We start from the raw sequence: 23,127 nt of genomic DNA on the forward strand, positions 1-23,127 counted from the left end.
AAGCCGCGGCACAGAAACGCGGTGTGTGACGCGAATGCGCACTCGCGCGACGCGAGAGGAGCGGTACCCAGCGTAGCTGGGGAAGGTATGCGCGCCGAGCAGGGAAAACCATGCTTGGCACACCTGAACCCGCTCACTAGATTCAAACACCCGGCCCAGCAAGCCGGTTTACAGATAGGCGCTTTTCAAAGCGTTTGGAGACTCGCAATGAAAAAGACAAGGCATTGGGTACGCACCGGCATCGCGATGGCGCTGATGTGCGGCGCGGGGGCTGCATTCGCGCAGGTGAAGATCGGCGTCACGTTGTCGACGACGGGGCCGGCCGCGTCGCTCGGGATTCCTGAAAAGAACACGATCGCGTTGCTGCCGAAGGAGATCGGCGGCAAGAGCGTGCAGTACATCATCCTCGACGACGGGTCGGACACCAGCAAGGCCGTGCAGAACACGCGCAAGCTGATCGACGAAGACCACGTCGACGCGATCATCGGCTCGACCGTCACGCCGAATTCGCTCGCGATGCTCGATCCGGCCGCTGAGGGCAAGACGCCGGTGATCTCGCTCGCGGCATCGGCCGCGATCATCCAGCCGATGGATGCGAAGCGCGCATGGGCATTCAAACCGCCTCAGAACGACAGCCTGATGGCCGAAGCGATCGCCGATTACATGCAGCATCACGGCGTGAAGACGGTCGGCTTCATCGGATTCTCGGACGCATACGGCGACAGCTGGAACACGACGTTCGACGCCGCCGCGAAAGCGCACAACCTGAAGATCGTGTCGAACGAGCGCTTCAACCGCACCGATGCATCGGTGACGGGCCAGGTGCTGAAGACGATGGGCGCGAATCCCGACGCGGTGCTGATCGCGGGCTCGGGCACGCCGTCGGCGCTGCCGGCCAAGACGCTGAAGGAGCGTGGCTACAAGGGCAAGATCTATCAGACTCACGGGGTCGCGAACAACGACTTCCTGCGTGTGTGCGGCAAGGATTGCGAAGGCGAACTGCTGCCGGCCGGTCCGATTCTCGTCGTCGATCAATTGCCGGATTCGAACCCGGTGAAGAAGTCGTCGGAAGCCTATAAGAACGCCTATGAGAAGGCTTATGGCGCGGGTTCGGTCGCGACCTTCGGCGGCCACGCATGGGATGCCGGCCAGATGTTGCAGGCTGCGATTCCGGTCGCGCTGAAGACCGCCCAGCCGGGCACGCCGGAGTTCCGCGTGGCGCTGCGCAACGCGCTGGAAAACATCAAGGAGCTGCCAGTGTCGCACGGCATCATGAACACCACTGCGAACGACCACAACGGCCTCGACCAGCGCGCACGCGTGATCGTGCAGATCGTCGACGGCAAGTGGAAGTTGCAGAACAACTAAGACTATTTAGAAAAACAAGCAGCGGTACGCGCCTCTCGCGCAATCTGCGGTGCATGAGGCCGCATTGCCATTGTGTTCGACGACAATGGCATCGACCGCCGCGCCGCGTCCCGGCGCGGCGGTTGTCTTTTCAGACATGCAGATCGATGGCCGGCTTCGCACCGCGCCGTCGCGACTGTTTCCCGGTTTTTCGATTTCGACGCTTCAGGACGAGGAAGTATGGATCTATCAATTGCGGCGATCCTCGCGCAGGATGGCATCACGACCGGCGCGATCTACGCGCTGCTCGCGCTTGCGCTGGTGCTGGTGTTCTCCGTCACGCGGGTGATCTTCATCCCGCAAGGGGAGTTCGTTTCGTACGGTGCGTTGACGCTCGCCGCACTGCAAACGCAGAAGTTCCCGGCCACCTGCTGGCTGTTGATGGCGATGGGCGCGGCATGCTTCGTCGTCGAGACGGCGGCCGTGTTGCGGCATGCTGGGCGGCGTCGTCATGCCGCGCGCACGCTGCCCGTGCTGGCGGGGAAGTACCTGCTGTTTCCGATCGCGGTCTACGCGCTCACGCGCGGCATCTTCCTGCAGCCGCTGCCGATGATCGTGCAGATCGCACTGACGCTGTTGATCGTGATTCCGATGGGTCCGTTCGTGTATCGCCTTGCCTACGAGCCGATCGCGGAGGCGACCACGCTGCTGCTGTTGATCGTCGCGGTGGCCGTGCATTTCGTGATGGTCGGTCTCGGCCTTGTGATGTTCGGCGCCGAAGGCTCGCGCACCAACGCGTTTTCCGATGCGACGTTAAACATCGGCACGTTGTCGATCTCCGGCCAGAGCCTGTGGGTAATCGGCACCGCGGTCGTGCTGATCGGCGCGCTGTATCTGTACTTCGATCGCTCGATCTCGGGCAAGGCATTGCGCGCGACGTCGGTGAACCGGCTCGGCGCACGGCTTGTCGGCATCGGCACGACGCAGGCGGGACGTCTCGCGTTCACGCTTGCGGCGGGGCTCGGCGCACTGTGCGGCATCCTCGTCGCGCCGCTCACGACGATCTACTACGACTCGGGCTTCCTGATCGGTTTGAAGGGCTTCGTGGGCGCGATCATCGGCGGTCTGGTCAGCTATCCGCTGGCGGCGGCCGGCTCGATTCTCGTTGGTCTGCTGGAGTCGTATTCGTCGTTCTGGGCTAGTGCTTATAAGGAAGTGATCGTGTTCACGTTAATCATCCCGGTGCTGCTGTGGCGCAGTCTTGCGAGCCCGCACGCCGAAGAGGAAGAGGAGTGACACGATGAAACGAATCATGCAAAAGAAGTTCTTCTGGTTGTTCCTCGTGGTGCTGTTCGCTTTGCCGGTTCTGCCGCATCCGATCCATGTACCCGAGTACTGGGTCACGCTGCTGAACTACATCGGCCTCTATTCGATCGTCGCGATCGGCCTTGTGCTGTTGACCGGCATCGGCGGGATGACGAGCTTCGGGCAGGCCGCGTTCGTTGGCATCGGCGCGTATGCAACCGCGTATCTGACGACGAACTTCGGCGTGTCGCCGTGGCTCGCACTGATCGCGGGCGTGATCGTCACTGCGCTGGTTGCGCTGATGCTCGGTCTTGTGACGATGCGCCTATCCGGCCACTTTCTGCCGCTCGGCACGATTGCGTGGGGGCTCGCGCTCTTCTACCTGTTCGGCAATCTCGACATGCTCGGCAAGTACGACGGCATCAACGGCATCCCGGTGTTGAATGTTTTCGGGATCAATCTTGAGTCCGGCCGCCATATCTATTACCTGATCTGGGTGGTCGTGCTCGGTGCGGTCGTCTCTGTTCAGAATCTGCTTAATAGCCGGCCGGGTCGCGCAATCCGCGCGTTGCGCGGCGGTGGTCTGATGGCCGAGGCAATGGGCGTCAACACCGGCTGGATGCGCGTCGTGATTTTCGTCTATGCGGCGGTGCTTGCGTCGGTCTCGGGTTTTCTGTACGCGCACTTGCAGCGCGCCGTGAATCCGACGCCGTTTGGACTGAATCACGGCATCGAGTTCCTGTTCATGGCGGTGGTGGGCGGCGTCTCGCACGTCTGGGGCGCGGTGCTCGGCGCGGCGATCCTGACCGTGCTGCAGGATTATTTGCAGACGCTGCTGCCAAAACTGCTCGGCGAGAACGGCAACTTCGAAGTGATCGTGTTCGGCATCATCATGGTGCTGCTTCTGCAGTACGCGCGGCAGGGCGTATGGCCGTTCGTCGCGCGCTTTTTCCCGCGCGGCCCGCGGGCGCATCTCGCAGATCACGCGGATCCTCTGCCGCAGCGCAACAAGCCACAGACCGGCGAAGACCTGCTGACGGTGAACAAGGCGCGCAAGCAGTTCGGCGGTCTCGTCGCGGTGAACGACGTCAGCTTCGAGGTCAAAGCAGGGCAGATCATCGGGCTGATCGGACCGAACGGCGCAGGCAAGTCGACGACCTTCAATCTCGTGACCGGTGTGCTGCAGGCGACAAGCGGCGAGATCACATTCCGCGGCGAGCGCATCGATGCGCTGAGTTCACGTGAAATCGTCAAACGCGGCATCGGCCGGACGTTCCAGCACGTGAAGCTGCTGCCGGGTATGACCGTGCTCGAGAACGTCGCGATCGGTGCGCATCTACGTGGGCATGCGGGCGTGTGGCGCAGTGTCGTGCGGCTGAACAGCTCCGAAGAGCAGCGGTTGATGGCCGAAGCCGCTCGGCAGATTCGCCGCGTCGGCCTCGAACAGCACATGTATGACGAAGCGGGCAGCCTGGCGCTTGGTCAACAGCGGATTCTCGAAATTGCGCGCGCCCTGTGCTGCGATCCGACTCTGCTATTGCTCGATGAACCGGCCGCTGGTCTCCGGTATCAGGAAAAGCTTCAGCTCGCCGAACTGCTGCGCAGACTGAAGACTGAAGGGATGAGCGTGCTGCTCGTCGAGCACGATATGGATTTCGTGATGAATTTGACGGACCGGCTCGTGGTGATGGAGTTCGGCACGCGGATCGCAGAGGGCCTGCCGCAGGAAGTCCAGCAGGATCCGGCGGTGCTCGAAGCGTATCTGGGTGGGGTGGAATGATGGACAACATGACAACGACCGGCGTGGCGGCGGCGGGACCGATTCTCGAAGTGAGCCAATTGTCCGTCCGCTACGGCAAGGTTGAAGCGCTGCACAATGCGGCGATCAAGGTGCGGGCGGGGCAGATCGTCTCCGTGATCGGCCCGAACGGCGCGGGAAAGTCGACGCTGCTGAATGCGATCATGGGCGCGTTGCCGACGTCCGGTCATGCGAAAGGCGCGGTTTCCTATCAGGGCGACGACGTCAGCGCGATGCCGGTCGAAAAACGCGTTGCGCTTGGTATGTGCCTGGTGCCGGAAAAGCGCGAGCTTTTCGCTTCGATGACCGTCGAGGACAATCTGCTGCTTGGCGCCTACCGGCGCAAGCGAGCAGGGGAGCGCAACTTTCTCGATCAGCTGGAACCGGTGTTCGAACTGTTTCCGCGGCTGAAGGAGCGGCGCAAGCAGGCGGCCGGCACGCTTTCCGGCGGCGAGCGGCAGATGCTCGCGGTTGGCCGCGCCCTGATGGGCAAGCCCGATCTGCTAATGCTGGATGAGCCGAGCCTCGGTCTCGCGCCGCTGATCGTGAAGGAAATCTTTCACATCATCAGCGCGTTGCGGCAGACGGGCGTCGCGACGCTGCTGATCGAGCAGAATGCGCGCGCTGCATTGCAGATCTCGGACTACGGCTACGTGCTGGAAACCGGCGAGTTGGCGCTGGAAGGACCGGCAACCGACCTCGCGCAAAATCCCCGGGTGATCGAAACCTATCTCGGTCTTGCCAAAAAGGTCGCATAAGCCCGCACTTATTTCGCTGATCGCTGTCTGTGGAAGCGGTGTGTTTCACGTGAAACACACCGCTTTTTTATTGTTTCACCATTCGGACGAAATTCGGGCCGAAACTGAACCCGTTATAATTCGCCCATACATTTCTTTTGAAGGCTCACGCGACGATCTGGCGTGAGATCCCGCGATGCTTTTTCCCACAGAATTTGACGTAATCGTCGTCGGTGGCGGTCATGCCGGCACCGAAGCTGCTTTGGCGTCGGCGCGCATGGGCAACAAAACGCTGCTTTTGACCCATAACATCGAGACCCTTGGTCAGATGAGCTGCAATCCGTCGATTGGCGGCATTGGCAAAGGCCATCTGGTCAAGGAGGTCGACGCGCTGGGTGGCGCCATGGCGGCCGCTACCGACGAAAGCGGCATCCAGTTTAGGGTCCTGAATTCGTCGAAAGGACCGGCGGTCCGCGCGACGCGCGCTCAGGCTGACCGCGTGCTGTACAAAGCGGCGATCCGCCATCGTCTAGAGAATCAGCCGAACCTCTGGCTATTTCAGCAGGCCGTCGACGATCTGATGGTGGAGGGCGACCGCGTAGTCGGCGCCATCACGCAAGTGGGTATTCGTTTCCGGTCGCGCGCGGTGGTGCTAACCGCGGGCACGTTCCTCGACGGCAAGATTCACGTGGGGTTGAACAACTACACCGGCGGACGCGCGGGCGACCCGGCTGCGGTTTCGCTGTCGGCGCGGTTGAAAGAGCTGAAGCTACCGCAGGGCCGGCTTAAGACTGGTACGCCACCGCGAATCGACGGTCGCACGATCGACTATTCGCAGCTCGAAGAGCAGCCCGGCGATCTGGACCCGGTGCCGGTGTTCTCATTCCTCGGGCGTGTCGAGCAGCACCCGCGCCAGGTGCCGTGCTGGGTCACGCATACGAATCAACGGACACATGACATCATTCGCGGCGGTCTCGATCGTTCGCCAATGTACACGGGCGTGATCGAGGGGGTGGGCCCACGCTATTGCCCGTCGATCGAGGACAAGATTCACCGGTTTGCGTCGAAGGAATCGCATCAGATCTATCTCGAGCCGGAAGGTCTGACGACCAACGAGTTCTATCCGAACGGGATCTCGACGAGCCTGCCCTTCGACGTGCAGCTCGAGCTGGTGCGTTCGATGCGCGGCCTCGAGCATGCGCATATCCTGCGCCCGGGCTACGCGATCGAGTACGACTATTTCGATCCGCGTGGCCTGAAGGCATCCCTAGAAACGAAGGTGATCAGTGGCCTGTTCTTCGCCGGACAGATCAACGGTACGACCGGCTACGAAGAGGCAGCTGCACAGGGCACTCTGGCCGGCATCAACGCCGGTCTGTTCGTGCAAGGCAAGGAAGCATGGTGTCCGCGTCGCGACCAGGCTTATCTCGGCGTGCTCGTGGACGATCTAGTCACGCGCGGGGTGTCCGAGCCGTACCGGATGTTCACGAGCCGCGCGGAGTACCGTCTCAGCTTGCGCGAAGACAACGCCGATATGCGGCTGACGGAGATCGGGCACGAACTCGGCGTGGTCGATGACGCCCGCTGGGACGCCTTCAGTCGCAAGCGGGACGCTGTTTCACGTGAAACACAGCGCTTGCGTTCAACCTGGGTCAATCCTAAGACCTTATCGGCAGAAGAGGCGACCGCCTTGCTTGGCAAGTCAATTGACCACGAATACAGACTCGCGGACCTGCTGCGTCGTCCGGGCGTCAGCTACGACGGCGTCTGCGGGCTTCGTGACGGCACTTGTGGCGCGCCCGAGGCCCTTGCGGAAGACCCCGTGCTGCTCGCGCAAATCAAGGAACAGATCGAAATCGGCGTCAAATATCAGGGCTATATCGACCGACAGGCCGGTGAGATCGAACGCAACGAGGCGCAAGAGAACACGCGTCTGCCTGAAGGACTGGACTACACCGAGGTGCGTGGGCTGTCGTTCGAAGCTCGCCAGAAGTTGATGCAGTTCCGGCCGGAAACGATCGGACAGGCGTCGCGTATTTCCGGTATCACGCCTGCCGCCATCTCGCTGCTGATGGTCCATCTGAAGCGTGGCCTCGGGCGTCGTCCGTCGAAGTCCGCCGAGCCCGGCGCCGACAGCACGCCGGTGGTTCAATGACGGTAGCGCAGAGCGGAATTGACCAGCAGGCCTTGGCGTCATTGCTGGCGGACGGTGTCGGTGAACTTCGTCTCGAACTCAGCGACGCGCAGCAGCGCAAGCTGCTCGATTACGTCGCGCTGCTCGCGAAGTGGAACAATGTCTACAACCTGACAGCGATCCGCGATCCGAGGCAGATGCTAATCCAGCACATTCTCGATTCGCTATCGATCGTGCCGCACCTGGCGCCGCGCGGGCCGTCGTCGGTGCTCGACGTCGGTTCGGGCGGGGGGCTGCCGGGCATCGTGCTCGCGATCGTGCTGCCCGATTGGACCATCACGACGAACGACATCGTCCATAAGAAGACTGCCTTTCAGTCGCAGGCGAAGGCGGAACTGGGCCTCGCGGACCTGTCGGTTGTGACCGGTCGGGTGGAGACGCTGCGGCCTGGCGCCGAAGTACCGGCAAAGTTCGACGTAATTGTCTCGCGCGCGTTCGCAGAACTCTCGGATTTCGTTACACTGGCCCGTCATCTGGTTGCGGAGCAGGGCGCAATTTGGGCGATGAAGGGTATGCGGCCGGATGCCGAAATCGCGCGTCTGCCGGCGGGCGCCCACGTGGAACAGATCATCCGGCTGAACGTGCCGTCGCTCGACGCCGAGCGGCATCTGATCGAGGTACGAGTGGACCCCGAAAGCTGACGGCCGCCTCGGCCTGTAAGCACCCTCAACGATTTTCACTTCATCCAAGCAGCAAAAGGGACACACCAACGATGGCAAAAATCTTCTGCGTTGCGAACCAGAAGGGCGGCGTCGGCAAGACGACCACCACAGTCAATCTGGCCGCGAGCCTGGCAGCGCAGGGACAGCGAGTCCTTCTCATCGATCTGGACCCGCAAGGCAACGCCACGATGGGCAGCGGTATCGACAAGGCCGAATGTGCGAACACGGTCTACGAGGTGCTCGTGGACAACGTGTCGGTGGCCGATGCGCGCGTACGGCCCGAGGCGGTCGGATACGACGTGCTTCCCGCGAACCGTGAGCTCGCGGGCGCCGAGGTCGAACTCGTCAGCATGCAGAATCGCGAGCGTCAATTGAAGGCGGCGCTCGCCGGAGTCGAGGGCGAGTACGATTTCGTGCTGATCGATTGCCCGCCGGCTTTGTCACTGCTGACGCTCAACGGACTATGCGCCGCGCACGGCGTCGTCATTCCGATGCAGTGCGAATACTTCGCGCTCGAAGGGCTGTCCGACCTCGTCAACACGATCAAGCAGGTCCATGCGAATCTGAATCGCGACCTCAAGGTGATCGGTCTGCTGCGCGTCATGTTCGATCCGCGCATTACGTTGCAACAGCAAGTCTCGGATCAATTGAAAGAGCACTTCGGCGACAAGGTCTTCGACGCGGTGATTCCACGCAACGTGCGATTGGCCGAGGCGCCCAGCTACGGGCTGCCCGGTGTGGTGTTCGACAGGGCGTCGCGAGGCGCGCAGGCGTACGTGCAGTTCGGCGTCGAAATGATTGAGCGGGTGCGCGCGCTGAATGACGCGCCCCAGGCATCCTAAGCGGATCGAGGAAGCACGATGAACGCAGTAGCAAGAAAGAAGGGACTGGGCCGCGGTCTGGAGGCATTGCTCGGCGGCACCGCCGATATCACCGAGGCAGCGGTGATCGACGGCGCGCCGAACGTATTGCCGCTCGGCAAGATGCAGGCGGGCAAATACCAGCCGCGCATCCGCATGGACGAAGGCGCGCTGCAGGAGCTTGCGGCGAGCATCCGAGCGCAAGGGCTGATGCAGCCGATTCTCGTGCGTCCGATCGCGGCGGATCGCTATGAGATCATCGCGGGGGAGCGGCGTTTTCGCGCGGCGCGGCTCGCGGGCCTCGACGAGGTGCCGGTGCTTGTGAAGGACGTGCCCGACCAGGCCGCCGCGGCGATGGCGCTGATCGAAAACATCCAGCGCGAGGATCTGAATCCCCTCGAAGAGGCCCAGGGTATCCAGCGCCTGCTCGACGAATTCAATTTCACGCATGAGCAGGCGGCAGAGTCGGTGGGCCGTTCGCGCAGCGCGGTGTCGAACCTGCTGCGTCTGCTGAACCTTGCGACACCGGTACAGACGATGTTGCTCGCCGGCGATCTCGACATGGGCCACGCTCGCGCGCTGCTCGCCGTCGATGCCGCGACGCAGATCACGCTGGCCAACCAGGTCGTCAACAAGCGCCTGTCTGTGCGCGAGACGGAAAAACTGGTTGCGATGACCACGAAGGTGACGCCGGCGGCCAAGGCCCGCGCGAATCCGGACGGCGGCCGTGACACGCGACGCCTGGAAGAGGAACTGTCGGACCTGCTGTCCGCTACGGTGAAAATCAAGCTCGGCCGACGCGGTCGCGGCCAGGTGCTGGTGGACTTCGGCGATCTCGACGCGCTGGAAGGCATTCTGGTTCGTTTGCGCGGGAACGCGAACGTCTGAGCGCAGATTGGCGCTCAGCAGGCAAGGGTGGTGAACGGCTGGCGGCCTGTGCATGAGCACTGCCGCGAGTTGGTCTACCTCGGTGCGAGATCGACTATTGTGGATTCCAAAACAACCGATGCACGAATAATCAGGAATCCTAGCTTCAGACGCTCCACATTCACGCGATAATCATCCTGACGAGCCGCTATCAAAAGCGACCCAATCATCATCGAAATTTGCGGTGAGGCTGATTCCGCTCATTAGAAGAGCTATCCCGTTCAGCCCTTAAAAAAGAGGCATTTGTTGCATTTTCGAGACGTCCGCCGCTGCGTCGGAACGCACTGCCAACGAGCTTCGATCCACGCGACCACCCGCGCGGGTTTTGCCGCCCCCCGCCCGCCTTACATTTGACGTGTTTCGCATCGTTAGCGTACGTTTTACCGCATCGTGAAGGGAAGTTTCACGCGGTTATAGGCTGGCCTAAAGTCTTGAATTGCCTGCAACTATCGCTTACAATCGCCCGGATTTAATTGCACGGCAACCCCGTTAGCTGCTGCGTAAACTCGCGGGCTGAACGAGACTTTCGGAACATTGCGATGGCGGTCAAAACGTCGAATCTGTCGCCGGAGAATGGTGACGACAGACACCGCGCTGAACGCTCCGCACCCGAGATGTCCTCCAGTCGGCAGTTCGATCCGGCCGAAGCGTGGGATGACGCGCAGGATGATAACAATATCGTTCCGCTCACGCGGGCCGAGGCGGAAAAGCTGTTTGGTCCCGGCGTGGGTCGTCCATCGCGCGTAACGCCGTTCAGGGTCGTCGCAGCGCAAATGGTTTTGTCCCTGGTCGCAACGCTGTTGTGGTGGCTGTTCTACAAGCCGCCGGGCGCTGCTGCGCTGTCCGCGTTCCTCGGAGGGGCGATCTGCTGGGTGCCGAGCGCGTTGTTCGCGGCACGACTGAAAAAGCAGGGCGGCGCCGAGACCGTGATGAGCTGGATGATCGGCGAAGCACTCAAGATGGGGACAACGATTGCGATGTTTGTCGCAATCGCCTTCTGGTATCACGACGTACGCTGGATTCCGCTGCTCGTGACCTACCTCATCGCGCTGAAGACTTACTGGATCGCCTTGGCGTGGCGCTAAGGTAGCAGCACAAAAAACAGCAGCAAAAAGAATTTAAGGCCGGCGCGTAGCGCCGGCATGGGTGTGCGGGTGAGACAGGGCCCGCACCCGGCGCGTTCCCGCGACACAGTATTCCGGCGGGAGCGGCCTCGAACGATTTTCGACAATTTGGGTGGCTTTAACGATATGGCAGCTAGCGAAGGCACGCGCGCAATGGATCCGTCCGAGTACATCGCGCACCACTTGCAGAACTTTTCCACCGCACACCAGACGTCGATTTTCGACATCCATGTGTGGAATCTCGACACCCTTTTCTGGTCGATCGTGTGCGGCCTCGTCACGATTTTCGTGCTGCATCTGGCAGCCCGCAAGGCAACGGCCGGCGTGCCGGGTCGCTTCCAATGCGCGATCGAAATGCTGGTCGAAATGGTCGAGGATCAATCGAAGGCCATGATCCACGGCTCGCGCACCTTCATCGCGCCGCTCGCGCTGACCGTGTTCGTCTGGGTCGCGCTAATGAACTCACTCGACTTCATTCCAGTCGACCTGCCGGGCCGCGTGATCGGCTGGCTGGGACTCTCCGAAGTCATCCCGCATCACCGCCTCGTGCCGACCGCCGACCTGAATGGCACGATCGGCATCGCGCTCGGCGTGTTCGTGCTGATGATTTACTACAACTTCAAGATCAAGGGCGCTGGCGGCTTCGTGCATGAACTGCTGTCCGCTCCGTTCGGCGCGCATCCGCTGCTGTGGATCCCGAACCTGGCACTGAACATCATCGAGTTCGTCGCGAAGACGGTCTCGCTCGGCATGCGGTTGTTCGGCAACATGTACGCGGGCGAACTGTTGTTCCTGCTGATTGCCCTGCTCGGCAGCATCTGGAGCTTCGGCGCGGACACGACGGTGCTTGGCTTCATCGGCCACGTGGTCGCCGGCACAGTGTGGTCGATCTTCCACATCCTGATCGTTCTGCTGCAGGCGTTCATTTTTATGATGCTGACGCTGGTGTACATCGGCCAGGCACACGACACGCACTAACCTGCGTTGTCGGCAAAGAATCGTAGTTTTTTAAATCCCAGTTCCAACCAGTTCTAAAAGACTTTTCACAAAGGAGTGATCATGCAAGCTTTCATCGCCAACATCCAGGGTCTGACCGCCATCGGTATCGGCATCATCATCGGCCTGGGTGCTATCGGCGCCTGTATCGGTATCGGTCTGATGGGCGGCAAGTACATCGAAGCATGCGCCCGTCAACCGGAACTGATGAACCCGCTGCAAACCAAGATGTTCCTGCTGGCTGGTCTGATCGATGCGGCGTTCCTGATTGGCGTTGGTGTGGCAATGCTGTTTGCGTTCGCGAACCCCCTGCTCTCGAAGCTGGCAGGCTGAGGTTCCTCGGAGGTTTGCGCCTGAGCTATAACAGGTAAAGGCGCAGGGCGGAACGGGTACTGGGGCGCTGATCGAGCAGAATCGATGAGCGCCTTGCCGTTTCACTTTCCGAACTAGCAACGTTTAAGGAAACACCGTGAATCTCAACGCAACCCTGTTTGCGCAAATGGTCGTGTTCCTGATCCTCGCGTGGTTCACGATGAAATTCGTGTGGCCGCCACTGATCAACGCCATCGACGAGCGCGCGAAGAAGATCGCCGACGGTCTGTCCGCCGCGGAAAAGGGCAAGCAGGAACTCGAAGCCGCTCACAAGCGCGTCGACCAGGAACTGGCTCAGGCTCGCAACGACGGCCAGCAACGCATCGCCGACGCTGAAAAGCGCGCAGTCGCAGTCGCCGACGAAATCAAGGCTCAGGCGCAGTCGGAAGCCGCCCGCATCATTGCGCAGGCGAAGGCCGACGCGGACCAGCAAGTCGTGAAGGCGCGCGAAGCGCTGCGTGGCGAAGTCGCTGCACTCGCTGTGAAGGGCGCTGAACAGATCCTGAAGCGCGAAGTCGACCAGGCAGCTCATGCTGACCTGCTGAATCAACTGAAAGCAGAGCTCTGATCATGGCCGAACTTGCAACCATCGCCCGTCCGTACGCGGAAGCGCTGTTTGGCGTGGCCGAAGCTGGTGACATCGCCGCCTGGTCCACGCTCGTGCAGGAGCTGGCACAGGTTGCGCGTCTGCCCGAAGTGCTGTCGATCGCCTCGAGCCCGAAAGTGAGCCGCGCCCAGGTTAGCGATCTGCTGCTGGCTGCGGTCAAGTCGCCGCTCAAGGACAACGCGCAAGCGAAGAATCTGGTGCAGATGCTGGTGGACAACCATCGCCTGCAGCTGCTGCCGGAAATAGCCTCGCAGTTCGAAGAGTTGAAGAACGCCCGCGAAGGGGCAGCAGATGTGCTGATCGTCAGCGCATTCCCGTTCGAAGGTGCGCAGTTGAACGAACTCGTCGCAAGCCTCGAACACAAGTTCAAGCGCAAGCTGAAGCCGACGGTCGAAGTCGATCACTCGCTGATCGGCGGCGTACGCGTGACGGTCGGCGACGAAGTGCTCGATACCTCGGTCCGCGCGCGGCTCGCCAGCATGCAAACGGCCCTGACGGCCTGAAGCGCTTCGCGTTTTAGCGGCTGGCACGCAACAGAATTGACTATCAGGAGCGAATAATGCAACTCAATCCCTCTGAGATCAGCGAGCTGATCAAGAGCCGGATCCAGGGCCTTGAAGCGAGCGCAGACGTTCGCAACCAGGGCACCGTGATCTCCGTGACCGACGGTATCGTGCGCATCCACGGCCTGTCGGAAGTGATGCAGGGCGAAATGCTCGAATTCCCGGGCAACACCTTCGGTCTCGCGCTGAACCTCGAGCGCGACTCGGTCGGCGCCGTGATTCTGGGTGAATACGAACACATTTCGGAAGGCGACATCGTCAAGACGACGGGCCGCATTCTGGAAGTGCCGGTGGGTCCGGAACTGCTCGGCCGCGTGGTCGACACACTCGGCAACCCGATCGACGGCAAAGGCCCGATCAACGCGAAGAAGACCGATGCAATCGAAAAGATTGCTCCGGGCGTGATCTGGCGTAAGTCGGTTTCGGAACCGGTCCAGACCGGTCTGAAGTCGATCGACGCGATGGTGCCGATCGGCCGTGGCCAGCGTGAGCTGATCATCGGCGACCGCCAGTGCGGCAAGACCGCAGTCGCAGTCGACGCGATCATCAACCAGAAGGGCAAGAACCTCTTCTGTATCTACGTCGCGATCGGCCAGAAGGCTTCGTCGATCATGAACGTGGTGCGCAAGCTGGAAGAAACCGGCGCGCTGGAATACACGATCGTCGTGTCCGCTTCGGCTTCGGAATCGGCCGCGATGCAATACCTCGCGCCGTACGCCGGCTGCACGATGGGCGAATACTTCCGCGATCGCGGCCAGGACGCGCTGATCGTTTACGACGACTTGACCAAGCAGGCTTGGGCATACCGTCAGATCTCGCTGCTGCTGCGCCGCCCGCCGGGCCGTGAAGCTTATCCGGGTGACGTGTTCTATCTGCACTCGCGTCTGCTCGAGCGTGCTGCTCGCGTCTCGGAAGAGTACGTCGAGAAGTTCACCAACGGTGAAGTGAAGGGCAGGAGCGGTTCGCTGACGGCACTGCCGGTCATCGAAACGCAGGCAGGCGACGTGACCGCATTCGTTCCGACGAACGTGATCTCGATTACCGACGGCCAGATCTTCCTTGAAACCGACCTCTTCAACGCAGGTATCCGCCCGGCAATTAACGCTGGCGTGTCGGTGTCGCGTGTGGGTGGCGCGGCTCAAACGAAGGTCGTGAAGAAGCTGTCGGGCGGTATCCGTACAGACCTCGCGCAGTACCGCGAACTCGCTGCGTTCGCGCAGTTCGCATCGGACCTCGACGAAGCGACCCGCAAGCAGCTCGAGCGCGGCCGCCGCGTGACGGAACTGCTGAAGCAGCCGCAGTATCAGCCGCTGCAAGTGTGGGAACTGGCTGTGTCGCTGTTCGCGGCGAACAACGGCTATCTCGACGACCTCGAAGTTGCTCAAGTCCTGCCGTTCGAAAAGGGCTTGCGCGACCACCTGAAGTCGAGCCATGCTGACCTGGTCAAGCGTATCGAAGATACCAAGGAACTCTCGAAGGACGACGAAGGCCTGCTGCACACGGCCGTCAAGGACTTCAAGAAGTCCGGCGCTTATTGATCCGCGAGTGATCCGCAAGGCATAAACGGACCTTGAAGCGGCGCGGGCCGCATGCGAATGCTCCCGCGCTACTTCGGCCGCATTGCATGGGACCCGAGTAAGCGCTAAAGAGCTAACTCGGGCCGACAAAGGAGCAAGCAATGGCTGGAATGAAGGAAATTCGCGGCAAGATCAAGAGCGTGCAAAACACGCGCAAGATCACGAAAGCGATGGAGATGGTGGCCGCATCGAAGATGCGCCGCGCTCAGGAGCGCATGCGCGCTGCTCGCCCGTATGCCGACAAGGTCCGCGATATCGCCGCGCACATGAGCCGTGCGAACCCGGAGTATCGTCACCCGTTCATGGTGTCGAACGAAGGCGCGAAGGCGGCCGGCATCATCCTCGTCACGACTGATAAAGGTCTGTGCGGGGGGATGAACACCAACGTGCTGCGTGCGTCGCTGCAGAAATTCAAGGAACTGGAAGGCCAGGGCAAGACGATCGAGGCAACCGCGATCGGCAGCAGGGGTCTGGGCTTCCTGAACCGACTGCAGGCGAAAGTCGTGTCGAACGTCGTGCAACTGGGCGATACGCCGCATCTGGAAAAACTGATCGGCGCTGTGAAGGTGCAGCTCGACCTGTACTCGGAAGGGAAGATTTCGGCGGTGTACCTCGCGTACACGCGCTTCGTCAACACGATGAAGCAGGAGCCGGTGATCGAGCAGCTGCTGCCATTGTCGGCGGACCAGTTCGAGCGCACGGAAGAAGAGGGTACGACGCCGAGCACGCAGTGGGACTACATCTACGAGCCGGATGCGCAGGCAGTGGTGGACGAACTGCTGGTGCGTTATGTCGAAGCGCTGGTCTATCAGGCCGTCGCGGAAAACATGGCATCGGAGCAGTCGGCCCGCATGGTCGCGATGAAAGCCGCTTCGGACAACGCGAAGACGGTCATCAACGATCTGCAGCTCGTCTACAACAAGAGCCGTCAGGCCGCGATCACGAAAGAACTGTCGGAAATCGTCGGTGGAGCGGCGGCCGTCTGACCCCGGTCAGGCAGGTCGTTGCGTGTGCGCCCGAGCGGCGCGCCCATCGGAGAAACTGCGCCTTTGCGCGAGTGAAGAATTGAGTATCTAAAGGAAAAGCGATGAGTACTACTGCTTTGGTAGAAGGCAAGATCGTACAGTGCATCGGCGCGGTGATCGACGTGGAATTTCCGCGTGAAACCATGCCGAAGATCTACGACGCGCTCATTCTGGAAGGTTCGGAACTGACGCTCGAAGTCCAGCAGCAGCTGGGCGACGGCGTGGTCCGTACCATCTGTCTGGGTGCTTCGGATGGTCTGCGCCGCGGCACGATCGTGAAGAACACGGGCAACCCGATCAGCGTGCCGGTCGGCAAGCCGACCCTCGGCCGTATCATGGACGTGCTTGGCCGTCCGATCGACGAAGCCGGCCCGATCTCGAGCGAAACCACGCGTGCGATCCACCAGAAGGCTCCGGCGTTCGACCAACTGTCGCCGTCGACCGAGCTGCTCGAAACCGGCATCAAGGTTATCGACCTGATCTGCCCGTTCGCGAAGGGCGGTAAGGTGGGTCTGTTCGGTGGCGCCGGCGTGGGCAAGACCGTGAACATGATGGAACTGATCAACAACATCGCGAAGGAACACGGCGGTTACTCGGTGTTCGCCGGTGTGGGCGAGCGTACCCGCGAAGGGAACGACTTCTATCATGAAATGAAGGACTCGAACGTTCTCGACAAGGTCGCGCTGGTGTACGGCCAGATGAACGAGCCGCCGGGCAACCGTCTGCGCGTCGCGCTGACCGGCCTGACGATGGCCGAGCACTTCCGTGACGAAGGCCTCGACGTGCTGTTCTTCGTCGACAACATCTACCGTTTCACGCTGGCCGGTACCGAAGTGTCGGCACTGCTGGGCCGTATGCCGTCGGCAGTGGGCTATCAGCCGACGCTGGCTGAAGAAATGGGTAAGTTGCAAGAGCGTATTACGTCGACCAAGACTGGTTCGATCACGTCGGTGCAGGCCGTGTACGTCCCTGCAGACGACTTGACCGACCCGTCGCCGGCTACGACCTTCGGCCACCTCGACGCAACCGTCGTGCTGTCGCGTGACATCGCTTCGCTCGGTATCTACCCCGCGGTGGACCCGCTCGATTCGACCTCGCGTCAGATCGACCCACACGTGATCGGCGAAGAGCACTACTCGATCACGCGCGGCGTGCAGCAAACGCTGCAGCGCTATAAGGAACTGCGCGACATTATCGCGATTCTGGGCATGGACGAACTCGCGCCGGAAGACAAGCTCGCCGTCGCGCGCGCTCGTAAGATTCAGCGTTTCCTGTCGCAGCCGTTCCACGTCGCTGAAGTGTTCACGGGTTCGCCGGGCAAGTACGTGCCGCTGAAGGAAACGATCCGTGGCTTCAAGATGATCGTCGAAGGCGAGTGCGACCACCTGCCGGAGCAAGCGTTCTACATGGTCGGCACGATCGACGAAGCCTTCGAAAAAGCCAAGAAGATCCAGTAAAGGTCGGGTGTAACGAAGCGGGCGCCGACCTCGCACATCACGGCTGCCAAAACGGTAGTGTTGCGCAAAGCCAGCGTCTCTGATTACGCTCAACCCGCCTTGTATGGGACGGGAGTCAGCGCTAAAGCGCTAACTCTCGTCGACAGGAGTCGACACATATGGCAACCATTAAAGTAGACGTCGTCAGCGCGGAAGAGGAAATCTTCTCGGGCCAGGCGAAGTTCGTCGCGCTGCCAGGCGAAGCGGGTGAACTCGGCATTCTGCCGGGCCACACGCCGCTCATCACGCGGATCCGTCCGGGTGCGGTGCGCATCGAAGTTGAAAACGGCGAAGAAGAGTTTGTGTTCGTCGCCGGCGGCATCCTCGAAGTCCAACCGGGTGCAGTGACGGTTCTCGCCGACACCGCGATCCGCGGCAAGGATCTCGACGAAGCCAAGGCCGAAGACGCACGCAAGCGTGCGGAAGAGGCGTTGCAGAACACGGGCTCGAACCTCGAGTACGCGACCGCACAGGCGGAACTCGCGTACGCGACGGCGCAACTCGCGGCAATCCAGCGTCTGCGCAAGCTGCGCGGCCAGCACTAAAGCAGCACGTAGTAGAAGAAAGCAGCCTGCGCGGCTGCTTTTTTTTGACAGCTAGTTGACGTTTACGTAAAGGTCGGCAAAATCCACGAGAATGGAGGAACGGACGGTCGCCGCTCGCCGCGGTCGATGCGACGCGGTGCGGGTAAGACTTGATGCCGGCCGGATACGCGCCGGTGCACAATCGATTTCAAATTCATTTCAATCGAGCGCGCTTGCGCTCACGGAGACAACACCATGGCAACGCATAGCTCGGGAGAAGGTGCGCTCGTCGAACCCGCGGATGGACTGTCGTATGTGCGCGGATCGACTGAAAATCCGTTGAGCGAAGCGACCGTCGGCGAGCTTCTGCGCGACACCGCGGCGCGCTTTCCCGACCGGCCGGCCGTGGTGTTTCGGGAGCAGCGCATACGTTGGACGTGGAGCGAATTCGCGCAGGAAGTGGATGTGCTTGCGTCCGGCCTGCTTGCACTCGGCATCGCGAAGGGCGATCGCGTCGGCATCTGGTCGCCGAACCGCGTCGAGTGGCTGCTGACGCAGTTCGCGACCGCGCGTATCGGCGCGATCCTCGTCAACATCAATCCTGCCTACCGGCTCGCGGAACTCGAATACGCGCTGAACAAGGCCGGTTGCAAGGCGATCATCACCGCCGAGCGCTTCAAGACGTCGATGTACCTCGAGATGCTGCAGGAACTCGCGCCCGAATTGCCGACGCAGCCGCCGGGCGAACTGCATGCCGCGCGGCTGCCGGAACTGCGCTACGTGATCCGCATGTGCGACACGGAGACGCCAGGCATGCTGAGCTTTTCCGACGTGATCGAGCGTGGCCGTGCGTCGTTCGACGCCACTCGGCTCGATGCGATTGGCGCGACGCTGTCGTGCCGGGAGCCGATCAACATCCAGTTCACGAGCGGCACGACGGGCAATCCGAAGGGCGCGACGCTGACGCATCGCAACGTCGTGAACAACGCGCGCTATATCGCGATGGCGATGCGGCTCAGCGAGCAGGACGGCCTGTGCATTCCAGTGCCGCTGTACCACTGCTTCGGGATGGTACTGGCGGTGCTCGCGTGCGTGTCGGTCGGGGCGAACATGGTGTTTCCGGGCGAGGGCTTCGATCCGGCCGCGACACTCACCGCGACCGCGGAGGAAAAATGCACCGCGCTGCACGGCGTCCCGACGATGTTCATCGCAGAACTCGACCATCCGACCTTCGCCGCGTACGACTTCTCGCGGCTGCGCACCGGCATCATGGCGGGCTCGCCGTGCCCGATCGAGACGATGAAGAAGGTCGTCTCGAAGATGCACCTGAGCGAGATCACGATCGCCTACGGCATGACGGAAACCAGCCCAGTTTCGTTCCAGAGCTCGACGACCGATCCGCTCGACAAGCGTACGACGACAGTCGGGCGCATCCAGCCGCATCTCGAAGTGAAAATCGTCGATCCGCTCGGCAATATCGTGCCGGTCGGCGAAACGGGCGAGCTATGCACGCGCGGCTACTCGGTGATGCTCGGTTACTGGGGGGAAGAAGCGAAGACGCACGAGAGTATCGTCGACGGCTGGATGCACACGGGCGACCTGGCGACGCTCGACGCCGAAGGCTATTGCAACATCGTTGGCCGGCTGAAGGACATGCTGATTCGCGGGGGAGAAAACATCTATCCGCGCGAGATCGAGGAGTTTCTGTTCCGTCACCCGAAGATCCAGAGCGTGCAGGTGTTCGGCGTGCCCGATACCAGGTATGGCGAAGAAGTATGCGCGTGGATCGTGCTGCGGACCGGCGAACAGGCGACGGCAGAAGAAATCCAGCAGTTCTGCCGGGGACAGATTGCGCACTACAAGGTGCCGCGATATATCCGCTTCGTCGATGAACTGCCGATGACCGTGACCGGCAAGGTGCAAAAATTCGTGATGCGCGAACGGATGATCGGCGAGTTGAAACTCAGAGAGGACAAGACGGCATGACGCCGCCGCAGCACGCTGCGCAGCCAAATATGCCAAATAGGTGCGGTAGAACAGGAGTTGCGCGGCGAGGATTCGTCGCGCGCAAACGTTTGAGCAGGCGAAAAAAAAGCGGGCCTGGAGCCCGCTAAAAACCACACGCTACGGGGTTAGCGCGAGGAGACCAAAGATGGGACGGTTATCTCGACGACCCTGCGTCGATGACGGCCCCAGCAGGGATGCCCCTTTACAGGGCTTCGGCAAGCGCCGACCGGCAAGTGCATCGTATCCGCTCACACCACGCACACAGCCACATCCGTGTTGAAACCGTTGAGGGCATTGTGGGCGAATTACCCTATGAACGCGGTAACAAAGTGTTTCAGGTTGTAACGCCCGCCAGATAAGGCGCTGCGGGATTTATTACCAAAATGAAACCTTTAAAACGTAGTTATTACCGATGACTATGCCGCAATTTAATACGCATGATTGATGCCATTCACGACGCATAGTGCAGTAGAAATGGGGTCACTAATCAGCGTGAAATGGTTGCGTCTGCAGCTTTCGAGCGACGAATTTCCTGCGGAACAAGCGCTGTGACCCTGCCCCGAAATACGTCTCGATTAGACGAAAACTTGTGAAGCGATGCGGCAAAGCGAATCCGCCTAGGTTGTGTGTTAAAAAGGGGCGTATCGCTGCGCCCTCGACCCGACGACGTCGCGCTTCGTTACATCATCGCCGGCACCAAATCTTCAGGCCTGGCAGGCCGCCCTCGCAATCAGTCAGCAGCTGACAGCCTCCAACGGACACGGTCGGCTTACTTCAACCACTTGTCCGAGATGGCCTGATACTCGTCGGTCGCTCGAGCGAGATGCAGCCACTGATCGACGTATTGCTGGAACGCGACATCCCCGCGCGGTAGCAACCAGGCCTTCTCGCCGTACTGGAACGGCTTGTCCGGATGCACCGAGCAGAGGCCGGGATTGAGTTTCTGCTGCAGCAGCGTTTCCGACGCATCCGTCACCATCACATCCGCCTTGCCCGCGAGGATCTGCTTGAAGATCGTCACGTTGTCCGGATAAACGGTCACGTTTGCGTGTGTGAAGTATTGCTTCGCGAACTTCTCGTTGGTGCCCCCCGGATTGACGATCACTCGTGTGGACGGTTGATCGATCTGTGCGACCGTCTGATATTTGTTGACGTCGTCGCAACGGACGATCGGCGTTTTGCCGTCGATCATGTAAGCCTGTGTGAAGAACGCATGCTTCTGGCGCTCGAGCGTCGGCGACACACCGCCAATGCCGATGTCGCACTTTGCGACGAAGTCGTTCATCAGGTTCGACCACGACGTCTTGACGAACTCGACCTTCACGCCGAGCGACTTCGCGAGCGATTCAGCCATGTCGATATCGATGCCCTCGAACTGGCCATCGCCCTTGTAGAACGAATACGGCTTGTAGTCGCCGGTAGTGCAAGCGCGCAGCGTGCCGCGGCTGATGATGTCGTCGAGCCTGGACGGCGCGGGCGCGGCGTTTTGCGCGCTGGCTACGCCGACGTGCATCAGGACGCCGGCGAGCGCGCCGAGCATTGCGAGTGCTGCCTTCTTCATCGAGTCTCCTGGTGGTGTGTAGTGTGTAATTCATCGGTAAAGCTGTCGGATAGTAGCTTGGCAGCGCGGGCTTGAACATCGGCCGTTCAGCCAGGGCGACCCGGGCAGCGGAAGACACCGACCCTGACCAGTGCGGGCAGTGGCGGCCGGTCGCTGATCGAGGTGCGTCCGAGCTGCTTCCCGCCCGCTTCCCTCGACGCGCCGTCGCAACATTCATTACCCCGCGACGCGCGATGTCCGAAGCCGCCTCCGGTAAAATGCTCCTTTGCCCTCAGCTCTTCAGTCGCACGCAACGTGACCCATCAACTCCTGAACGACACTTTTCTGCGCGCGCTGCTGCGCCAGCCCACCGACTACACACCAATCTGGCTGATGCGGCAGGCTGGCCGCTATCTGCCGGAATACAACGCCACGCGCGGCCGCGCGGGCAGTTTCCTCGGTCTCGCGAAGAACCCGGCTTTCGCGACGGAAGTCACCTTGCAGCCCCTCGATCGCTATCCGCTCGACGCCGCGATCCTGTTCTCCGACATCCTGACCGTGCCCGACGCGATGGGCCTCGGTCTCGAGTTCGTCAACGGCGAAGGGCCGAGATTTGCCCGTCCGGTGCGCACCGAAGACGACGTCGCGCGCCTCGCGGTGCCCGACATCGACGCGACACTGCGCTACGTGACCGACGCCGTGCGTGAAATCCGCTCGGCGCTGAAGGACGCGCAAGGTCGCCAGCGCGTGCCTCTGATCGGCTTCTCAGGCAGCCCGTGGACGCTCGCGTGCTACATGGTGGAAGGCGGCGGCTCGGCGGACTTTCGCACCGTCAAATCGATGCTGTACGCGCGTCCCGATCTGCTGCAGCGGATTCTCGAGGTCAACGCGCGCTCGGTCGCGGCATATCTGAACGCGCAGATCGAAGCTGGCGCGCAAGCGGTGATGATTTTCGACACATGGGGCGGAGCGCTCGCCGATGGCATCTATCAGCGCTTTTCGCTGCGCTACATCGAGCAGGTGGTCAGTCAGCTGAAGCGCGAACACGACGGCGAAAAAGTGCCCGTAATCGCGTTCACGAAGGGGGGCGGCTTGTGGCTCGACGACATCGCCGCGAGCGGCGTCGACGCGGTGGGCCTCGACTGGACCGTGAACCTCGGCAAGGCGCGCGAACGTGTCGGTGGCAAGGTGGCGCTTCAGGGCAACATCGATCCGTCGGTGCTGTTTGCGCCGCCTGCCGCGATCCGCATGGAAGCGCGCGCGGTGCTCGACAGTTTCGGCAATCATCCCGGCCACGTTTTCAATCTGGGTCACGGCATTTCACAGTTCACGCCGCCAGAGCATGTTGCTGAACTGGTCGACGAAGTGCATCGTCACAGCCGCGCTATTCGTAGTGGTGCACATGGGCCCGCGTGAGAGTGTAATCATTACCGTTTCTTGTTGCGCTGCAGCGAATTGGGCTCTCG

20 protein-coding genes are annotated in these 23,127 nt (G+C 61.4%); 19 read left to right on the forward strand and 1 reads right to left on the reverse strand.

The features are described 5' to 3' along the window. The first annotated feature begins 207 nt into the window (after window positions 1-207). From OKW28_RS40765 to OKW28_RS40850, 18 genes are all read left to right on the forward strand, one after another. Entirely contained in the window at window positions 208-1,368 is a 1,161-nt protein-coding gene (locus OKW28_RS40765) for an ABC transporter substrate-binding protein (RefSeq protein WP_429453808.1), read from the forward strand. A 219-nt stretch (window positions 1,369-1,587) separates the two neighbouring features. Beyond that, window positions 1,588-2,643: a branched-chain amino acid ABC transporter permease gene (locus tag OKW28_RS40770; RefSeq protein WP_429453810.1), complete on the forward strand. Its 1,056-nt coding sequence runs from the start codon at window positions 1,588-1,590 to the stop codon at window positions 2,641-2,643. 4 nt (window positions 2,644-2,647) lie between these two features. Beyond that, window positions 2,648-4,432 (forward strand): ATP-binding cassette domain-containing protein, encoded by a 1,785-nt coding sequence (locus OKW28_RS40775; RefSeq protein WP_184051700.1) that lies wholly within the window; start codon window positions 2,648-2,650, stop codon window positions 4,430-4,432. Further along, complete coding sequence (locus OKW28_RS40780; RefSeq protein WP_429453812.1) at window positions 4,432-5,208, forward strand: ABC transporter ATP-binding protein; 777 nt, start codon at window positions 4,432-4,434, stop codon at window positions 5,206-5,208. Before OKW28_RS40775 ends, OKW28_RS40780 begins: the two co-directional genes overlap by 1 nt. 175 nt (window positions 5,209-5,383) lie before the next feature. After that, entirely contained in the window at window positions 5,384-7,342 is a 1,959-nt protein-coding gene (mnmG, locus tag OKW28_RS40785) for a tRNA uridine-5-carboxymethylaminomethyl(34) synthesis enzyme MnmG (protein WP_429453814.1), read from the forward strand. Then, complete coding sequence (rsmG, locus tag OKW28_RS40790) at window positions 7,339-8,022, forward strand: 16S rRNA (guanine(527)-N(7))-methyltransferase RsmG (protein WP_429453816.1); 684 nt, start codon at window positions 7,339-7,341, stop codon at window positions 8,020-8,022. Before mnmG ends, rsmG begins: the two co-directional genes overlap by 4 nt. Before the next feature lie 71 nt (window positions 8,023-8,093). Further along, complete coding sequence (locus OKW28_RS40795) at window positions 8,094-8,885, forward strand: ParA family protein (protein WP_429453818.1); 792 nt, start codon at window positions 8,094-8,096, stop codon at window positions 8,883-8,885. Window positions 8,886-8,903: 18 nt separating this feature from the next. Further along, complete coding sequence (locus OKW28_RS40800) at window positions 8,904-9,791, forward strand: ParB/RepB/Spo0J family partition protein (RefSeq protein ID WP_429453820.1); 888 nt, start codon at window positions 8,904-8,906, stop codon at window positions 9,789-9,791. Between the two features lie 578 nt (window positions 9,792-10,369). Continuing rightward, complete coding sequence (locus tag OKW28_RS40805; protein ID WP_429453822.1) at window positions 10,370-10,915, forward strand: ATP synthase subunit I; 546 nt, start codon at window positions 10,370-10,372, stop codon at window positions 10,913-10,915. A gap of 165 nt (window positions 10,916-11,080) precedes the next feature. Further along, entirely contained in the window at window positions 11,081-11,932 is an 852-nt protein-coding gene (atpB, locus tag OKW28_RS40810) for a F0F1 ATP synthase subunit A (protein ID WP_429453824.1), read from the forward strand. Window positions 11,933-12,013: 81 nt separating this feature from the next. After that, window positions 12,014-12,283 carry a F0F1 ATP synthase subunit C gene (atpE, locus tag OKW28_RS40815; protein ID WP_007180033.1) on the forward strand — a complete coding sequence of 90 codons (270 nt, stop codon included), beginning with the start codon at window positions 12,014-12,016 and terminating at the stop codon, window positions 12,281-12,283. Window positions 12,284-12,419: 136 nt separating this feature from the next. Then, on the forward strand, window positions 12,420-12,890 hold the full coding sequence (locus OKW28_RS40820; RefSeq protein ID WP_429453826.1) for a F0F1 ATP synthase subunit B: 471 nt from the start codon (window positions 12,420-12,422) through the stop codon (window positions 12,888-12,890). Between the two features lie 2 nt (window positions 12,891-12,892). Next, complete coding sequence (locus tag OKW28_RS40825; RefSeq protein ID WP_429453828.1) at window positions 12,893-13,432, forward strand: F0F1 ATP synthase subunit delta; 540 nt, start codon at window positions 12,893-12,895, stop codon at window positions 13,430-13,432. Window positions 13,433-13,488: 56 nt separating this feature from the next. Continuing rightward, the gene (atpA, locus tag OKW28_RS40830; protein WP_184036907.1) at window positions 13,489-15,030 is read left to right on the forward strand and encodes a F0F1 ATP synthase subunit alpha; all 1,542 of its coding nucleotides are present in this window, start codon (window positions 13,489-13,491) and stop codon (window positions 15,028-15,030) included. Between the two features lie 140 nt (window positions 15,031-15,170). After that, window positions 15,171-16,055, forward strand: coding sequence for a F0F1 ATP synthase subunit gamma (gene atpG, locus OKW28_RS40835; protein ID WP_429453830.1), 885 nt, complete (start codon window positions 15,171-15,173; stop codon window positions 16,053-16,055). Window positions 16,056-16,156: 101 nt separating this feature from the next. Then, window positions 16,157-17,551, forward strand: coding sequence for a F0F1 ATP synthase subunit beta (gene atpD, locus OKW28_RS40840; RefSeq protein ID WP_090802401.1), 1,395 nt, complete (start codon window positions 16,157-16,159; stop codon window positions 17,549-17,551). A 158-nt stretch (window positions 17,552-17,709) separates the two neighbouring features. Beyond that, complete coding sequence (locus OKW28_RS40845) at window positions 17,710-18,135, forward strand: F0F1 ATP synthase subunit epsilon (RefSeq protein ID WP_008917918.1); 426 nt, start codon at window positions 17,710-17,712, stop codon at window positions 18,133-18,135. Between the two features lie 234 nt (window positions 18,136-18,369). Further along, window positions 18,370-20,100, forward strand: a complete 1,731-nt coding sequence (locus OKW28_RS40850) for an AMP-binding protein (RefSeq protein WP_429453831.1) — start codon at window positions 18,370-18,372, stop codon at window positions 20,098-20,100. A 790-nt stretch (window positions 20,101-20,890) separates the two neighbouring features. On the opposite strand, the gene OKW28_RS40855 is transcribed toward OKW28_RS40850, so the two are convergent. Next, on the reverse strand, window positions 20,891-21,682 hold the full coding sequence (locus OKW28_RS40855) for a transporter substrate-binding domain-containing protein (RefSeq protein WP_429453833.1): 792 nt from the start codon (window positions 21,680-21,682) through the stop codon (window positions 20,891-20,893). A gap of 294 nt (window positions 21,683-21,976) precedes the next feature. Between OKW28_RS40855 and hemE the strand changes: the two genes are divergently transcribed. Next, entirely contained in the window at window positions 21,977-23,077 is a 1,101-nt protein-coding gene (gene hemE / locus OKW28_RS40860; protein ID WP_429453835.1) for a uroporphyrinogen decarboxylase, read from the forward strand. Window positions 23,078-23,127 lie beyond the last annotated feature (50 nt).

Source organism: Paraburkholderia sp. 40, from assembly GCF_050434105.1.
Taxonomy (GTDB): Bacteria; Pseudomonadota; Gammaproteobacteria; order Burkholderiales; family Burkholderiaceae; genus Paraburkholderia; species Paraburkholderia tuberum.

Bases quoted from the DNA above. Each gene is read 5' to 3' on its own strand.
- OKW28_RS40765 (WP_429453808.1), top strand. From the start codon at position 208: ATGAAAAAGACAAGGCATTGGGTACGCACCGGCATCGCGATGGCGCTG.
- OKW28_RS40770 (WP_429453810.1), top strand. From the start codon at position 1,588: ATGGATCTATCAATTGCGGCGATCCTCGCGCAGGATGGCATCACGACC.
- OKW28_RS40775 (WP_184051700.1), top strand. From the start codon at position 2,648: ATGAAACGAATCATGCAAAAGAAGTTCTTCTGGTTGTTCCTCGTGGTG.
- OKW28_RS40780 (WP_429453812.1), top strand. From the start codon at position 4,432: ATGGACAACATGACAACGACCGGCGTGGCGGCGGCGGGACCGATTCTC.
- mnmG (WP_429453814.1), top strand. From the start codon at position 5,384: ATGCTTTTTCCCACAGAATTTGACGTAATCGTCGTCGGTGGCGGTCAT.
- rsmG (WP_429453816.1), top strand. From the start codon at position 7,339: ATGACGGTAGCGCAGAGCGGAATTGACCAGCAGGCCTTGGCGTCATTG.
- OKW28_RS40795 (WP_429453818.1), top strand. From the start codon at position 8,094: ATGGCAAAAATCTTCTGCGTTGCGAACCAGAAGGGCGGCGTCGGCAAG.
- OKW28_RS40800 (WP_429453820.1), top strand. From the start codon at position 8,904: ATGAACGCAGTAGCAAGAAAGAAGGGACTGGGCCGCGGTCTGGAGGCA.
- OKW28_RS40805 (WP_429453822.1), top strand. From the start codon at position 10,370: ATGGCGGTCAAAACGTCGAATCTGTCGCCGGAGAATGGTGACGACAGA.
- atpB (WP_429453824.1), top strand. From the start codon at position 11,081: ATGGCAGCTAGCGAAGGCACGCGCGCAATGGATCCGTCCGAGTACATC.
- atpE (WP_007180033.1), top strand. From the start codon at position 12,014: ATGCAAGCTTTCATCGCCAACATCCAGGGTCTGACCGCCATCGGTATC.
- OKW28_RS40825 (WP_429453828.1), top strand. From the start codon at position 12,893: ATGGCCGAACTTGCAACCATCGCCCGTCCGTACGCGGAAGCGCTGTTT.
- atpA (WP_184036907.1), top strand. From the start codon at position 13,489: ATGCAACTCAATCCCTCTGAGATCAGCGAGCTGATCAAGAGCCGGATC.
- atpG (WP_429453830.1), top strand. From the start codon at position 15,171: ATGGCTGGAATGAAGGAAATTCGCGGCAAGATCAAGAGCGTGCAAAAC.
- atpD (WP_090802401.1), top strand. From the start codon at position 16,157: ATGAGTACTACTGCTTTGGTAGAAGGCAAGATCGTACAGTGCATCGGC.
- OKW28_RS40845 (WP_008917918.1), top strand. From the start codon at position 17,710: ATGGCAACCATTAAAGTAGACGTCGTCAGCGCGGAAGAGGAAATCTTC.
- OKW28_RS40850 (WP_429453831.1), top strand. From the start codon at position 18,370: ATGGCAACGCATAGCTCGGGAGAAGGTGCGCTCGTCGAACCCGCGGAT.
- OKW28_RS40855 (WP_429453833.1), bottom strand. From the start codon at position 21,682: ATGAAGAAGGCAGCACTCGCAATGCTCGGCGCGCTCGCCGGCGTCCTG.